Here is a 14217-nt window from a genome sequence, read left to right as displayed (position 1 = left end):
GCTAGCGCCCGTCGGCCCGCCTTGGGCGCCACGACGGGCGATCCGCAGCCTTGGAGAGCATCAGCGTCCTCGCCGCCATCGATTGGTCTAATGACGACGAGGCACGCCCACATCCGTGAGCCCGGCGCCTTGCTGGTTCGTCTCCGTCACAGAGTGACGACAGCGTCCTCGGCGAGAGTGAACAAGCCGGCATCGAACGTGATGCTCTTCAGCTTCGTGCCCTTCGGTACGTCGAAGTAGACGTTTGCCTTCACCGAGTTGCCCGGGTTGATTTTGTCGAGGAAGCCCTGCCCGTCGGTGTTGCCGTAGATGGCTGCCTCGCCGTCGACCTCGTACTTCCGGCCGGAGCCGTCCTGGGCGGTGATGGTGCCATCAGCGTGGAAGGTGTGGGCGCTCTTGGTGACGTTCTTGACGGTCACGCTGGCCCGGCAGAAGGTGCCCTGCGCCTTTTTGTTCAGGAACTCGCTGCCAACCTGGGAAATCCCGCACTTCACGCTGTTGACGGTGAACTCGAAGTCACCGCCACGCACTTTGTCACCGGTGCCGAAGGTCTTGGGCTTGTCGGGAGCGGCGGTTGTCGTCACCGGGTCGGGCTTCGCCGACGCGGGTGCCGACTGCACCGTGCTCGGCGCTGCCGCAGCCGGTGCGGAGGCACTGCTGCCAGCTGCGGGGATGTCGGTGCTGGCCGACGCGTCGGGCTTCTTGTCATCGCCGGTCAGGCCGATCACGAGCCCACCACCGCAGCAGAGCACCACGACGACAGCCGCACCGATGAGGGTGGGGATCAGCCACGACCGCTTGCGCGTGGACGGCGGCGCCACGGGCGCCGGACTCTGCCCGGGCGGCGGCGGATACTGGCCGGCGGGTACCTGAGCAAATTGAGCGGTTGGCGGTGCCGGCTGCTGAGCGCCCGAGGATGGCTGGTGTTGGGCAGGCTCGTAGGGGTTGGTCTGTGGGGTTTAGGTCTCCCCGAGGTGCTGGTGTTGCGCCCGGATGGGAGCAGCGCGTTCAAGGTGCCATGGCGATACTGCCGATGGCGTCCCCCTGCTGTCTCGTCGCACCAACCGATTAGCTGAAGAAAGCACCTTGTTTGTTCATGAGGCTCTCCGACGTTGAGACATCCAGCAATTGAAGTGAATTCATGTGGCGCCCGGCATCGGCCTTGAGACGCAATTCGGTCCCATGTCCAGCAACTTCGCTCAATTGTGGATGGTGCAGACATAGATCAAGACGCGGATTTCCATGAACTGAATTGCAGGACAAGCCTGATTCGACAAGCCTTCCGGGAAGGAGCCCGCCCTCGCCGCACGACTCCGGCTCAGGCGATGAGATCGAGGCCGGTCAGCTCGGCTGACAACGCCCAGAGTCGAGCTGCCTCGCCACTGTCCGTCGGGTCGCTGTCGGTGCGGTGGCAGTCCACGCAGTAGTCGCCGCCGTTCCCGTCGAGCTGGGGTGACGTGGCGGCCCAGACCTGGGTGGCAGCGCCCTGCTCGACGGTCTTGAACAGGCCCGGCGCGGAGTTCCCGTCCGCGTCGATCCAGCCGGCTGCGACCATCTCCTCGGCCGCGAGGTGCCGTTGCAGGGGCGTGCGGATCCAGCCGGGGTTGACGGAGAAGGCGCGGACGCGGTGTGCCCTGCCGAGCAGGTCGAGGTGGCGGGCGAACAGGATGTTCGCGAGCTTCGACTGGGTGTACGCCTCCCACTTGTCGTAGCGGCGCTCGAACTGCACGTCGTCCCACCGGATACGCCACGCCGGGTCCCGCCCGGAGGCGACCGAGACGACCCGAGCCGTGTCGGCGGCGGTGAGGGCGGGCCACAGCAGGTTCGTCAGCGCATAGTGGCCGAGGTGGTTGACCGCGAAGTGCGCTTCCCAGCCGGGGCCGACGCGTGTCTCCGGACAGGCCATGATGCCGGCGCTCGCGACCAGGATGTCGAGGGCGGGATGGTTGCGGAGGAACCGTTCGGCGAACGCGCGGACGGAGGTGAGATCGGCCAGATCGAGGCGGTCGACCTCGACCCCGGCGGTGTCGGCGAGTGCCTGGCGCGCCGCCTCCGGCCGAAGAGCGGGGACGATGACCCGGGCCCCGGCCCGGGTGAGGGCGCGGGTGGTGGCGAGACCGAGGCCGGAGTAGCCGCCCGTGACGACTGCGGTAGTGCCGGTGAGGTCGATTCCGGCGAGGACGTCGTCGGTCGTACTGTGCGGGCCGAATGTGGTGTGGGTCATGAGGCGGACGCTAGGTGCTAGACCGGGGTCTAGGTCAACGGGCTACGGTCGGTGCCATGGCGGATGGCGGGCTGAGCATCGGGCAGGTGGCACAGCGCACCGGGTTGAGTGTGCACACCCTGCGCCTCTACGAGCGTGCGGGTCTGTTGGCCAGCGAGGTGCAGCGTGACAGGTCCGGCAGGCGCGTCTACAGCGCCTGGGACGTCGAGTGGCTGGCGAACTGCGTCAAGTTCCGGGCCTCCGGGATGCCGCTCACGACCATCGGCCGCCTGGCCCAGCTCGTTCGCGAGGGCAGCGGCAACGAGGCCGAACGGCTCGAACTGCTCCGTGAACACCGGCGCCACATCACCGAGCAGCTCACGCGACTGCGCGACTGCCTCGACCTCGTCGACGGCAAGGTGGACAGCTACGAGCGACACCTCGCCGCCGGCGCCCGCGGTGATCCGTGGCAACAGCAACCCCGGCCCACCACGGCGGGGCCCTCGCACCAGACGGGCTGACGAACCCCGCGTGCCGGGTGTCGTGGCTGCTCGGGCGACGGGTTGCGACGCCTGGTTGGTGGGTAGGACCTCAGTGCCGGACCCGTGAGTACGCTGGACCGGCGACAGCCGCAGACGAGAGGCGAGACCACACGATGACCGCAGTGCCAGGCCAACGGTCTCCTGCCGCTGCGGCTCCGGCTGCTGCCGAGCAGGCAGCGGAGGAGGACCTGCGGGGTTTGTTCGGGGAGTCCATCGCCGTCTTCGCGTCGCTCACGGGGCCCGAGCACCTGCTGGAGACGGCCAACCCGGCGTTCTTCGCCACCATCGGTGAAGAACGCGCCCGCGTCGGGCTCCCGCTCGCCGAACTGATGCCCGAGTTGGCCGATCAGGGCTTCATCGCGCTACTGGACCAGGTCTTCCGTTCGGGTGAGCCCTACACCGGTCGGGACATCCAGGTGATGCTGGGCAGCGGCCCGCAGGTGCGGGAGGCGTTCTTCGACTTCACCTACGAGCCGCGCCGGGACGCCGACGGCAACGTCACCGGGATTCGGGTGCTCGGTGTGGAGACCACACAGGTCAGACATGCCCAACGGCTGATGGCCGAACACCGGGCCCTGCTGGAGCAGATCGCCCGCCAGGCACCGCTGACCGAGGTGCTCGACGGGATGGCCCGCTGCATCGAGAACCTCGCACCGGGGGTGCTCGTCTCCGTCCTGCTCGCCGACGCCGACGCCCGACACCTGCGCCACGGTGCCGCGCCGAGCCTGCCCGACTTCTACAACAAGGCCATCGACGGCATCGCGACCGGCGAAGGTGTCGGCTCCTGCGGCACCGCCGCCCACCGGCGGGCGCCGGTCATCGTCACCGACATCGCCACCGACCCGTTCTGGGACGACTTCCGGGACCTGGCCGACCAGGCCGGACTGGCGGCCTGCTGGTCGACGCCGATCCTGGCCCGCGACGGCGGCCTGCTGGGCACCTTCGCGATGTACCACCGCACCCCGCGCGTCCCGCAGGACACCGACCTCGCCCTTGCCCGGCTCTTCGCCGGCACCGCAGCCCTGGCCATCGAACGCCACCACATCGAGCAGGCGAAGCTCGCCGCCGAGGCACACGCCAGGTCGGCCAATGACGAGCTGGCCAGGGTGGTGCTCGTGGAGCGGGAGCTCCGCGCCGAGGCTGAGCAGCGTGCCGCCGCCGCCGCGGAACTCGCCACCCAGATGCGAGCCGCCGCGGCGGCGCAGGCCGCCGCGCCGCACCCTGAGCACTGCCAACTCGGCGGCGCCGCCGGGTGCACCGCGCCGGCCGAGATCAAGATTGCCGATTCGTGGGGCGACGCGGCGTGGGGCTGCCCCACCCACGTCGAGGAGGCCATCCTCAACGTGCGGTCGGTCTTCATCGCCAGTGAGGAACTCGGCGGCCTGGCCGCCTACCTCAACCGCTGACGGTTCCGCACCTGCTGACCCTCCCCCGACGCCTGATCGCGGACGTTCGGCGACGGATCGTGGCCGCCGCTCCGAGGGGCAGTGGCACACGCCGGGAGCCGCCGCCGGACGTCCGACCCGGCCGGGTCACGGTGTCCAGCGCACGCCCGGGTTCACCTGGCCGGACCAGTTGAAGATGGCCATGTTGTCCCACTGGTTTCCGGTGCCGTTGATGTTGGCCGGGTCCCAGCCGTTGCCGCGGACGGCGTACCAGGTCGGCTCCCAGTAGAAGACACCGATGGCCCCCGCGTTGCGCGCCGTGTTCTGCACCCAGTCGAACTCCTGGGCTTGCCCGGACCAGGTCGCGCTGATGCCGTCGCAGGTCGCGTCGCCGATGGCGTTCGGCTCGCTGTCCGCGTTGTTGCGGGTGAAGGGGTACGCGGTCTCCACGATCACCACCGGCTTGCCGTAGCGACCACGCAGGTCGACGATGTTGTTGTAGAGGTTCGCCAGGCTGCCGTGCCACATGCAGTAGTACGACTGGGCGGTGATGTCCCACTGCACACCCTGGGCGCGGATGCCGTCGTAGAACCATCTGGCGTTGGCGTTGCTGTCGGCGTTGGCGGTATGGATCATCACCGGGATGCCGCCGCCGCACGCCTTCGTGGCGTAATAGCCCTGTTTCAGCAGGCTGGCGAGCGGCGCGAAGTCGTTGTTGACGACCTTGCCCTCGTTCCACAGCATCCCGACGTTGATCTCGTTGCCGATCTGGACGCTGTCCGGTGGGGTGCCCTGCCCGCTGAGGCTGGCGCAGACGTCGTAGGTGAAGGCGTAGACGTCGGTACGCAGCTGGCTCAGGTTGTGGGTGGCCCAGGCGGCGGGTTTGTACTGCTTACCAGGGTCGGCCCAGGTGTCCGAGTAGTGAAAGTCGATGAGCACCTTGAGGCCCTTCGCCCTGGCCGCTCTCGCCTGGGTCAACACCCTGCTCTTGTTGTTGTAGCCGCTGATCGGGTTGTTCCAGACGCGCAGCCGGACGTAGTTGACGCCGACGGACCTCAGAATGTCCAGCGGGTCGCGGGCGACCCCGCCGGCGTCGTAGTACGTGGCCCCCAGATCCAGGCTGCGCTGAAGCGAGGAGACGTCGGCGCCCCTCATGGTGAGCGTGTTCGCGGCCCAGGCGGGTGCGGGCGCGCCGACGAGCGTGGCGGCGACGAGGACGCCGGCGGTGACAGCGGCGGCCAGGGCCCTGGTGCGACGGTGGGGAGTGACCGGACGGGTGTTCACGAGACTCCCTCAGCCCACGGTGCAGGGAGCGCCGTTCAGCGAGAAACCGGTCGGCGGAGCGTCGCTGACCCCCCACCGGCCCTGAATGCCGAAGGTCGCCGAGCCGTCCGGCGCGAGGACCCGGTTCCAGTCGACGTTACGGGCGGTCACGGTGGTGCCGGTCTGGCCGATCGTGGCGTTCCACCCCGAGGTGACCTGCTGGTCCCCCGGGTAGCTGAAGGTCACGGTCCAGCCGTCGACCGGTGCTGCGCCAAGGTTGTGGACCGTCGCGGTGGCCACGAAACCGCCCGGCCACTCGGACTGGTTGCGGTAGGTCACCCGGCAGGTGGCGGGTGGCGGCGTCGTGGGCGTCGTGGGCAGCTCGACCGTGTTGGACGCGATCGAGACGTTGCCCACCGCGTCCCGGGCCCGCACGTAGTACAGGTTGCGCAGCGGCGTCGGCGTCGACGTGGGTAGCGACGCCGTGTACGTCGTACCCGGCACGGTGGCGATCAGCCTGGAGGTGAACCAGCCGTCGAATTGGTAGACGCTGTATCCGAGCACGCCGACGTTGTCCGTCGACGGTGACCAGGACAACGTGGCGGTCGAGGCGGTCACCTCGCCGACGGTGAGGCTCTGCGGCGCGCTCGGCGGGGTGGTGTCCGGGCCGGTGTCCGTCACCGGGGTGACCACCGTCAGCACGTCCGACCAGTTCGAGCGTTGCCCGAGACTGTCCCGGGCCATCATGCGGATCGAGAACTGCATGCCCGGCCCAACGTGGGCGGTGATCGTGGTGGTGGTGACCGCGCCGGCGGTGGCGCTGAGGCCGATATCGCCAAACTCCTGGGAATACGCGATGTCGTAGCCGGCGATGCCGCAGCAGCCGGACGTGGCGGCCGTCCAGGTGAGGGTGATCGCCCCGGTCCGGACCTCGCTGGCGGTCACGTTCGTGGGCGGGCTCGGCGGGACGGGCGTGGTGCTCGGCGTACTGACAGGCGCCGGCGGCGCGGTTCCGGCCGGCGTCGCGGCGGACACCGCGCCCGCAGCGGCTGCCGGGGCCACTCCCGGATGGGCGGCGGGCGCGACGGTGGCGGCATCGGCCGCCGGCGCGGCGCTCAGGGCGGTGCCGAGGACCGCCGTCGACAGCAGGACGGCGGCCAGCAGGACCGGCCGGGGACGGCAGAACAGCGAGGACCAGGAGACGCCTGTCATACACCGACCATGCAGTGACACATCGATGGTCGCCAACGTATCTCACGCCTCGGTCGGCGGCGGCCCGGTCCACACCGGAGGGTCGCCGCACCCTTCCTCCCGAGTCGGCACCATTCAAGCCCCTCGCTGGGCTGGGAGCGATACCAGTGGGGCAAAATTCAACAGTTCCGATCGTTACACTCGCCGCAACGCCGGCACCATCCGTAGACCCCTGCCTGCGCCAACCCCGATCGAATGGAGACGCCTATGACCCGCGACAAGGCGGCACCCGCCGGCATCGACCCCACCATTCCCAGCGTGGCCCGGGTCTACGACTTCTTCCTGGGCGGCAAGGACAACTTCGAGGCCGACCGGAAGGTCGCCGAGCACGCCCTGCGGATCACCCCGGACGGGCCGGCCGCCGGCCAGGCGAACAGGGCCTTCCTGCGTCGAGTGATCCGCTACCTCGTCACCGAGGCGGGCATCGACCAGTTCCTCGACATCGGTTCCGGGCTGCCCACTCAGGGCAACGTGCACGAGGTCGCCACCGAGCAGAACCCGAAGGCTCAGGTGGTCTATGTGGACAACGACCCCATCGTCCTGACGCACGGGCGCGCCCTGCTCGCCGCGGAGGGCACCGCGACGGTGATCCAGGCGGACATCCGCGAACCGCAGGCGATCCTCAACCACCCCGACGCACGCCGGTTCCTCGACTTCGACCGGCCGATCGGGTTGCTGCTCTTCGCGATCCTGCACCACCTCGGTGACGACGAGGACCCGAAGGCGGTGGCAGCGGCGCTGATCGACGCGCTGCCCTCCGGCAGCTACGTGGCGATCTCACACTTCCGCGACCCGGGCGACCGGGACCCAGAGGGCTCCCGCAAGGCCCGCGAGGTCGAACGGGTCTTCAACGAGTCGCTGGGCACCGGCCGCGCAGGAGCCGGCGGGTAAATCGTCGTCGGCCCGTGTCACCGCAGAGCGAAAAGTGGTATCGCCGCCATCGGCCCTCTCCGTTTTCGTCACCTGCATCCTCATGGCGCTGTTGTTTGTCTTCGTGATCGTCGGCACGCCGGACAGATGGGGCGCCGACCTGAGATGGGCGCTACGGGCACTGGCGGCGTTGACGCTCGGTCTGCTCCTCGTCATACACACCCGACGCCGTTACGTTCTTCCGCAACGGACATCACATCGATCCACGAAGGTATGGGGGCTACCCGAATACCAGGTCAACGTCCTGCAGCGAACCGCTGGCCAAGCGCAGATCAGCAACACCTCGGACAACGCCGGGCCCGCACAGGCGCGCATTTTCGCCTCTGCCGTCATCTACCCCGCACACGTTCGTCAGCGGCTCACCGAGCGATACGATCCGGGCCAGCGGACGCTGACCCAGTTGGTCACCATCGACGCCCAGTTGCCGTCACGGGACGTCCAACGGCTGCTGAACACCGCTGATACCGCGACACTTCCGAGGCCAGGAATTCCGGCCCAGCGCACGACAACAGGCAACGAGGGCTTCGAAGGTGGGCGGAGCGACGCCACCGACGCCACCCAGCATCCGGCCGTCATCCTCTTCCCCGTACTCGTGCCCCGCAAGGGCGAAATGGTGGACAACCTGCGGGTCCTGGCCGCCGACGGCAGCGCGGTACCGGTGCTCTCCTACCGGCAGTACCTGCAACTCGTCGCCAAAGTGCTCCGGACCCTCCTCGACATCGCCTACGGCGAGGACATCTCCAACGGCAGACACCCGGACGCTCTCGACGCGGAACGGACCGCTCTCCAGGCGGTGATGCGCCGGGCCACGACCACGAGCGACGAGCCTGATGACAGCGAGGGCAGCAACGCGCTGTACCGGGCAGGACACGCGAACGGCCGGACGAAGCTCGCGAACCCCGCAGCGCTGAAGCTGGCGGCGCAACTGATCAAGAAGCTGTCATCCCACTACGCGGTCGTGGCGGCCGTGCCCTGTCCCGTGGATGGTCGATTCGTCGTCTCGTACGAGCGGATGATGACGCCCACCCTCGCCCTTGCGCCCTTGTCCGAGGGCATCCTGAGCTGGTTGAAGGCGCGCGCACGTCTGCTGCTCGGCTCCCGACCTGTCGACTTCTCCATATCGTTGGACAACGCGTGGACCACGCAGAGCTATCACCTCATCATCGACTGCCAGGACGGGGTGTTCGTCGGCGTACAGGAGGCGCAGGAACTGGTGGGATACCTGAACGCCCACTGGAACGATCGCCAGTCACGACTTGAGCAGAGCTTCGCGCAGGAGAAGTCGGGGCCGCTGCTGGAACTGACCACGCCCCCGCCCTACTACCGTTTCCGCCGACGCGCCGGCCAACGCTACGCCCACTTCTACACACGCTTCTTTCCCGAGCCCAGAGAAAAACTGCCCAACGGTGATCGCATCCCGGATGTGCGGTTCCGCTTCTACGAGGTGCCACCGGGTTCGGTCTTCCGCGCGCTCATCGCTTCCACAGCGGCGGCACTCCTCATCTGGCTGATCGGCTTCGTCACCTCGCGCGACCACGACCCGGGAACCGACGTGCCGGCGTTCCTTCTGGTTTTTCCCGCCGTCGCCGCAGCCTGGCTCGGCTTTGACAGCCAACCGCGACGTCTACTTGAGGGAACACTCGCGGCGCGGATCTCCCTGCTGGCCACTGTGCTGTGTTCGATCGCCGCCAGCGGCCTGTTCATGGTTTACAAGGCAGAACTCCCCCTCCTGCAATGGAAAGTCCCGGCCGATATGCAGATCCTGGGCATCACGTCGATGGCATGGAGCGCGCTGATGTTGCTGGCCCTGTTGAACGCGAGCACCACCGGTTACGCGTACCTCGCGAGGACGTGGGAATTCATCCATCTATCGGGCAGAACCGACGGATTCGGTGGCCCCAAAGAGCACCTTCACTAGGGTGGAGCCCTGTTACACTCGGCCCACCACATCGAGCGATCACGATACATCGACGCACCCGTCTGTGAACCAGAACGGCACCGCGTACGTTTTCACTGAGGTGAGCCCCGTACGCCCCGGCAGATCGGATCGGTTCAGGTGATGTCCATGGACTCCGAGTACCACGTCTCATCGCACGACTGGCCAGCCGGCACCGGCGCCGACGACCTCACCCTTGACCAGGCCAACGAGGTGTTCGACCTCTTCGACTCGTACTACTCCATGGCGATCCAAGGCCTGTCAACGGTCCCGATCCTGCTACCCAAGCCTCCGCAGCTCAGCGACGGCACGGTTGACGGCAGCTGAGTCACCCTCCTCAGTCCCGGCCGCAGCCGGTAATTCGGAGGCGCGGAGAATGGGGCGGTGGCTAGCGTAGGCGGATGAGCGCTGTCTCGACGGCCGGGCTGCGCCTGCGGTTCTGCACCGATCCGGGCGAGTTCCTGGCTGTGGCGGATGACTACCTGAGCGCCGATCCGGTCGTCAGCACGGTCGTGACGACCGTCGCGCACCGGCTGCTGTCGCAGCGGGCCGAGGGCATCTCACAGCCCGACCGCAATTGGTGGCTGGTGGTCAGCGACAGCTCCGGCGTCGTGGTCGGCGCCGGGATGCGTACGGCACCGTATGCCCCCCACCCCCCGTTTCTGCTGCCCATGCCCGACGAGGCGTCCGTTGCGCTGGCCCACGCGTTGCACGAGCGCGAGGAGGAGGTACTCGCTGTCAACGGGGCCCTGCCTGCCGTGGAACTGTGCGCCGCCGAGCTGACCCGGCTCGGCGGGGGTCGAGTCGACATCACCCAGCACACCCGACTGCACGAGCTCGGCGAGCTGACGATGCCGCCACCGGTGCCGGGCGGCTTGACGGTCGCTACCGAGGACGATGTGGAGCTGGTCACGGACTGGTTCGCCGCGTTCATGGACGACGCCGACGAACAGGCTGGCCGACCACGCGACACCAGAGCCCACGAGATGCCCGACCGGGCGGACATGGTGCGCCGCCTCCACGCCGGACGGCTGTGGTTCTGGGTCGACGACGCAGGAGAGCCGGTGCACCTGACGGGTGCCAACCCGCCGTCGTTCGGAGTGGCCCGGGTGGGCCCGGTGTACACCCCGCCCACCCAACGCGGACGGGGGTGGGCCAGCAACGCGGTCGCCGAGGTTTCCCGACGAATCCAGGCCGAGGGTACGCGGGTCTGCCTGTTCACCGACCAGGCCAACCCGACCTCGAACAAGATCTACGCCGCGCTCGGCTACCGACCGGTCGTCGACATGGCCAACCTGGTCATTCGCCGCTGACGGCGGGACGCGGGTGATGATGAGGCGACCAACACTGTTCCTGACTGTGGGACTCCCCTGCACCGGGAAGACCACTGCCGCTCGGCGCATCGAGATCGAGCGGGCAGCGCTCCGTCTCACGAAGGACGAATGGGTGAAGGCTCTCTACGGCCACGAGAATCCGCCATCAGCGGGCGACGTGATCGAAGGTCGGCTCATCCAGATCGGGCTGCGCGCGCTTGAACTGGGCAACAACGTCGTGATCGACTACGGCCTCTGGAGTCGGAACGAGCGCACCGCGCTCCGCCAGGCCGCAGCAGACCGAGGCGCGCTGGTGGAGATGCGCTACTTCGAACTCACCCCGGCCGAGCAGCGGAGACGACGTGATCGGCGTCAAGCCGAAGCGCCACACACGACGTGGCCGATGTCCGACGACGAACTCGCCGAGTGGGCCTCCACCATCGAGATCCCAACGCGAGCAGAACTCGACGGCAGTGAACCTCTTGACGATCCGCCGGCTGGATTCTCGACATGGGACGAGTGGCGCGAACACCGCTGGCCGCCGTCGCTCTCCTGACGCCTGTCAGGTGACGCTCACGACGACCTTTCCGAGGGCGCGTCCCGCGTTGTCGACCCCGCTCACCTGGGCGCCGAGTCGTTGGCCAGCTGAATCGCGAACGCGCCGGATCCCCCGCCGGCGCCGTTGATCAGGACTCGGCTGCCGGCTCCTGCGCCCGCAGTGCCCTGGTGTGCGATCGCGCCCGCCTGCGGGATCGCCGACGCCTCGGCGAACGTCAGGGCGGCGGGCTTACGGGCCAGGACCGACTCGGGGGCGATCGCGTACTCGGCGAACCCGCCCTTGAGCATGAGGCTATCGCCGTACACCGGGCGCGCGGCAAGCAGTAACAGCCTCTGACCAGGCATTCTTGGGATATGGGCCGTCCGATGAACCTACCCCTGGAGGTACCACGATGTTCACCACGAAGTTCTGGAAGGCCACCGCCGAGCGGGCGGTGAAGAGCGCCGCGCAGGGTCTGCTGCTCTACTGGGGCGCTGACGTCGTGTTCAACGCATGGCAGGCGGATTGGGCGGCGGCCGGTGGCATCGCGTCCGGCGCGGCGGTGCTGTCGGTGCTCACCTCACTGGTGAGTGCGAAGGTGTCGGGAGAGGACGACTCGCCCAGCCTTGTCGGTGCCGAGCACTGACCCGCGGCAGCTGCGGACGGTCGCGCGTGGTGCGGCCGTCCGTCGCCATTCCGACACCGAGGGGGTTTTGCAGGTCCTGGTCAGCAGCGCGTGCAGGGGGAGTCTTTTCGGACACTCCAGGTGAAGGTGGTGCTGCCCTGTCCGCCCCCGTCGGCCGTGACCGTGACGTTGTAGGTGCCGATGGTGCTGAGCGTGCCGCTGATCAGGCCGGTCGAGGGATTGATGGCCAGCCCGGGAGGCAGGCCGGTCGCCGACCAGGCGTACGACCCACTCCCTCCGGTGGCCTGCATCTGCAGCGCCACGGAGTCCAGCTTGAGCATGCTCTGGGTGCCCGGGTTGGTGACCGTCACCGCCCCGCTCGGCGGGGGTATCGGAATATCCGGGGGCGGGCACGTCAGGTATGTCGTCAGAGAGTTTGCTGATCTGGTGATGTATTCCGGACTTCCCGAAAGGAATTGGACGGTGGCGGTCGCTCGACCCGAGTAGTAGCCCGACTCGCAGAGCGTGCCCGGGTTGGTGACGCCAAGACCGAACAGGGTCACGTTGGTGTCCTGCCACACCTCGGTACGGCCGTTCACCGTCTGGCCGGGGCCACCGACCAGCCCGTGGTAGAGCAACTCCACGGTGAGGTCGACGCGACGCACCGGACCGTCGCACTGGACAGTTCCGGTGAAGTTGACGGTCTTGGCGTCAGTCTTGCCTGGTGGGCTGTCCGGCGAGATCCACCCGCAGTAGTGACCGTCAGAGGCCGCGGCGGATGCCGGCGTGGCGAAGCCCAGGGATGCGGTGGACACGGCAGCCGCTGCCATCGCCAGCAGTAGACGAGACCTGCTGCGACGCAAGAGTTCGACACGCATCGATAAATGGTGCCACGGAGGCGTCGGAGTCGGCAATGGCCGATCCTTCGGCGCTCCCGTGACCCGGGCCGGGAGGGCATCTGCCGACCTTCGGCGCACCACCCTGGCGGGGACCATCAGTGCCAGTGCGGTCTCGGTGTCGTTCTGCTGATAGCGCCGGGTCAGTCCGCCTGCCCGCCGAAGGGCGCCCGGATGTCGCTCAGGTAGGACCCCGAACTTATGCCGCTCGCTTCGCCTTCGTCACCCACGCCCCGCCGAGCGTGACCACAAAAGCGACAGCGGCGAGCACCCACGCGAGCCAATCCGGTCCGTCAGGACGAATGACGGTCCGGGCAACGATCAGGGACCCGATCACCACTACCGCCAGGGCCACCAGATAACCGATGCCTGCGGCGCCTGCCGGAACAGGCAGACGAGTTCCTGAGGACTTCGCCGCGACACGACTGGTCACCCCCACAACGAGGGCTGCGGCGACGAGAAAGATGCCTGCGACCTGCTGCGGCAGGCCCGTCCCATATCCGCGAGTCAACGCTTGGCCCCGTGTCGTGTCAAGCGAGGCCGAGCGCACGCCGGCCGTGCTTCCACACCTCTTCCACGGTGCTTGCACCAGCCTTGCACCAGGCGTCGGCAGGGTGTTCCACAGAGGAAGCACGGTGCTCCTCGGGTATCTCGGGAGGCTCGGATGAGGGGAATCATCGAGGGCATGGGCGGCCGGTTGCTGGCCATGTTCGTACCCAAGATCAGTGCGTCGGCGGGCTGTGGCAGCTGGCCTTCGTGCTGGCAGTGCATCAGCCGGTGCGGACGGGCGCTGCCCTGCGACGCCTGCACCGTCGGGGAAATCGATCAGCCCGGTGAGTGGATCTACTGCAAGGGCTGCTGACAACTGAGGCCGCAGGGCGACTGACCGCTGTCACCATGCGGCTTTCCGCCTCCGGCCGAGGTCGCGAAGCCGATTCTCCGATGGGGAACCCGTCGGGATCGGGTGGTCGATCCTCGGCCGGGGTGGCCGGGCGTCAACGAGTCGAAGCGAGGGGAACACCGATGCACTATCTGACCATCACCGTGCGGTGCGCGATCGGCCTGGTATTCCTGGCGTCCTCGGTGAGCAAGGTGTGGGGACGGGATGCGTTCCCCGCGTTCGTCGCCTCCCTGCGCGGAGTCGGACTGCTGCCGAGGCGCCTGGTCCGTCCGGCCGCGATCGTCCTGGTGGTGGTGGAGGGCGCGCTGTGTGCGGCGTTGGCGGTGCCCACGGGTGTCGTCCCCCGCATTGCGCTGGTCGGTGCGGCGGTGCTGCTGGGCATCTTCACGGTGGGCGTGGGAATCGCGGTGCGACGGGGGACCGCGAGTACCGGC

General features: G+C 68.2%; 17 protein-coding genes. 10 read left to right on the top strand and 7 right to left on the bottom strand.

From position 1 onward, the window contains the following. Positions 1–146: 146 nt before the first annotated feature. Together KBX53_RS06075 and KBX53_RS06070 are read right to left on the bottom strand one after the other, a co-directional pair. Positions 147–821 carry a DUF4352 domain-containing protein gene (locus KBX53_RS06075; protein ID WP_309140718.1) on the bottom strand — a complete coding sequence of 225 codons (675 nt, stop codon included), beginning with the start codon at positions 819–821 and terminating at the stop codon, positions 147–149. 497 nt (positions 822–1318) lie between these two features. Further along, positions 1319–2224 (bottom strand): SDR family NAD(P)-dependent oxidoreductase, encoded by a 906-nt coding sequence (locus KBX53_RS06070; RefSeq protein WP_210858084.1) that lies wholly within the window; start codon positions 2222–2224, stop codon positions 1319–1321. A 56-nt stretch (positions 2225–2280) separates the two neighbouring features. Between KBX53_RS06070 and KBX53_RS06065 the strand changes: the two genes are divergently transcribed. Next, a complete protein-coding gene (locus KBX53_RS06065; RefSeq protein ID WP_210858083.1) occupies positions 2281–2724 on the top strand; it encodes a MerR family transcriptional regulator in 444 nt (147 codons plus the stop codon). A gap of 134 nt (positions 2725–2858) precedes the next feature. Further along, a complete protein-coding gene (locus KBX53_RS06060) occupies positions 2859–4151 on the top strand; it encodes a GAF domain-containing protein (RefSeq protein WP_210858082.1) in 1293 nt (430 codons plus the stop codon). A 126-nt stretch (positions 4152–4277) separates the two neighbouring features. Here KBX53_RS06060 and KBX53_RS06055 read toward each other — a convergent pair whose 3' ends face one another. Beyond that, on the bottom strand, positions 4278–5414 hold the full coding sequence (locus KBX53_RS06055) for a glycosyl hydrolase 53 family protein (RefSeq protein WP_309140717.1): 1137 nt from the start codon (positions 5412–5414) through the stop codon (positions 4278–4280). Positions 5415–5423: 9 nt separating this feature from the next. Continuing rightward, entirely contained in the window at positions 5424–6605 is a 1182-nt protein-coding gene (locus KBX53_RS06050) for a cellulose binding domain-containing protein (protein ID WP_210858081.1), read from the bottom strand. 246 nt (positions 6606–6851) lie between these two features. On the opposite strand from KBX53_RS06050, the gene KBX53_RS06045 reads away from it, so the two are divergent. The 5 genes from KBX53_RS06045 to KBX53_RS06025 all read left to right on the top strand — a co-directional run bounded on the left by KBX53_RS06045 (position 6852) and on the right by KBX53_RS06025 (position 11379). Continuing rightward, complete coding sequence (locus tag KBX53_RS06045) at positions 6852–7535, top strand: SAM-dependent methyltransferase (protein ID WP_247675178.1); 684 nt, start codon at positions 6852–6854, stop codon at positions 7533–7535. A gap of 82 nt (positions 7536–7617) precedes the next feature. Next, positions 7618–9492, top strand: a complete 1875-nt coding sequence (locus KBX53_RS06040; protein ID WP_210858080.1) for a hypothetical protein — start codon at positions 7618–7620, stop codon at positions 9490–9492. A 147-nt stretch (positions 9493–9639) separates the two neighbouring features. Further along, entirely contained in the window at positions 9640–9837 is a 198-nt protein-coding gene (locus KBX53_RS06035; protein WP_030333752.1) for a hypothetical protein, read from the top strand. Between the two features lie 74 nt (positions 9838–9911). Beyond that, entirely contained in the window at positions 9912–10823 is a 912-nt protein-coding gene (locus KBX53_RS06030; protein WP_210858079.1) for a GNAT family N-acetyltransferase, read from the top strand. A gap of 16 nt (positions 10824–10839) precedes the next feature. Then, positions 10840–11379: an ATP-binding protein gene (locus tag KBX53_RS06025; protein WP_210858078.1), complete on the top strand. Its 540-nt coding sequence runs from the start codon at positions 10840–10842 to the stop codon at positions 11377–11379. A 62-nt stretch (positions 11380–11441) separates the two neighbouring features. Here the strand turns inward: KBX53_RS06025 and KBX53_RS06020 are convergent, their stop codons facing one another. Then, positions 11442–11687 (bottom strand): hypothetical protein, encoded by a 246-nt coding sequence (locus KBX53_RS06020; RefSeq protein WP_247675177.1) that lies wholly within the window; start codon positions 11685–11687, stop codon positions 11442–11444. Positions 11688–11773: 86 nt separating this feature from the next. Between KBX53_RS06020 and KBX53_RS06015 the strand changes: the two genes are divergently transcribed. Then, positions 11774–12007, top strand: coding sequence for a holin (locus KBX53_RS06015; protein ID WP_030333742.1), 234 nt, complete (start codon positions 11774–11776; stop codon positions 12005–12007). Between the two features lie 80 nt (positions 12008–12087). Here KBX53_RS06015 and KBX53_RS06010 read toward each other — a convergent pair whose 3' ends face one another. Both KBX53_RS06010 and KBX53_RS06005 read right to left on the bottom strand, forming a co-directional pair. Then, a complete protein-coding gene (locus KBX53_RS06010) occupies positions 12088–12864 on the bottom strand; it encodes an Ig domain-containing protein (protein ID WP_247675176.1) in 777 nt (258 codons plus the stop codon). Between the two features lie 217 nt (positions 12865–13081). Further along, positions 13082–13315, bottom strand: a complete 234-nt coding sequence (locus KBX53_RS06005) for a hypothetical protein (protein ID WP_156057664.1) — start codon at positions 13313–13315, stop codon at positions 13082–13084. Between the two features lie 231 nt (positions 13316–13546). On the opposite strand from KBX53_RS06005, the gene KBX53_RS06000 reads away from it, so the two are divergent. Both KBX53_RS06000 and KBX53_RS05995 read left to right on the top strand, forming a co-directional pair. Beyond that, complete coding sequence (locus KBX53_RS06000) at positions 13547–13744, top strand: hypothetical protein (RefSeq protein WP_156057661.1); 198 nt, start codon at positions 13547–13549, stop codon at positions 13742–13744. Between the two features lie 161 nt (positions 13745–13905). After that, positions 13906–14217: MauE/DoxX family redox-associated membrane protein (locus KBX53_RS05995; protein WP_210858076.1), on the top strand; the 312-nt coding region annotated here is incomplete at its 3' end.

The organism is Micromonospora sp. M51, from assembly GCF_018070305.1.
Classification (GTDB): domain Bacteria; phylum Actinomycetota; class Actinomycetes; order Mycobacteriales; family Micromonosporaceae; genus Micromonospora; species Micromonospora parva.
The sequence above is the reverse complement of the archived record's forward strand: the minus strand, read 5'-3'. Positions and strand labels throughout refer to the sequence as shown.

Bases quoted from the DNA above. Each gene is read 5' to 3' on its own strand.
- KBX53_RS06070 (WP_210858084.1), bottom strand. From the start codon at position 2,224: ATGACCCACACCACATTCGGCCCGCACAGTACGACCGACGACGTCCTC.
- KBX53_RS06065 (WP_210858083.1), top strand. From the start codon at position 2,281: ATGGCGGATGGCGGGCTGAGCATCGGGCAGGTGGCACAGCGCACCGGG.
- KBX53_RS06060 (WP_210858082.1), top strand. From the start codon at position 2,859: ATGACCGCAGTGCCAGGCCAACGGTCTCCTGCCGCTGCGGCTCCGGCT.
- KBX53_RS06050 (WP_210858081.1), bottom strand. From the start codon at position 6,605: ATGACAGGCGTCTCCTGGTCCTCGCTGTTCTGCCGTCCCCGGCCGGTC.
- KBX53_RS06045 (WP_247675178.1), top strand. From the start codon at position 6,852: ATGACCCGCGACAAGGCGGCACCCGCCGGCATCGACCCCACCATTCCC.
- KBX53_RS06040 (WP_210858080.1), top strand. From the start codon at position 7,618: ATGGCGCTGTTGTTTGTCTTCGTGATCGTCGGCACGCCGGACAGATGG.
- KBX53_RS06035 (WP_030333752.1), top strand. From the start codon at position 9,640: ATGGACTCCGAGTACCACGTCTCATCGCACGACTGGCCAGCCGGCACC.
- KBX53_RS06030 (WP_210858079.1), top strand. From the start codon at position 9,912: ATGAGCGCTGTCTCGACGGCCGGGCTGCGCCTGCGGTTCTGCACCGAT.
- KBX53_RS06025 (WP_210858078.1), top strand. From the start codon at position 10,840: ATGATGAGGCGACCAACACTGTTCCTGACTGTGGGACTCCCCTGCACC.
- KBX53_RS06015 (WP_030333742.1), top strand. From the start codon at position 11,774: ATGTTCACCACGAAGTTCTGGAAGGCCACCGCCGAGCGGGCGGTGAAG.
- KBX53_RS06010 (WP_247675176.1), bottom strand. From the start codon at position 12,864: ATGCGTGTCGAACTCTTGCGTCGCAGCAGGTCTCGTCTACTGCTGGCG.
- KBX53_RS06000 (WP_156057661.1), top strand. From the start codon at position 13,547: ATGAGGGGAATCATCGAGGGCATGGGCGGCCGGTTGCTGGCCATGTTC.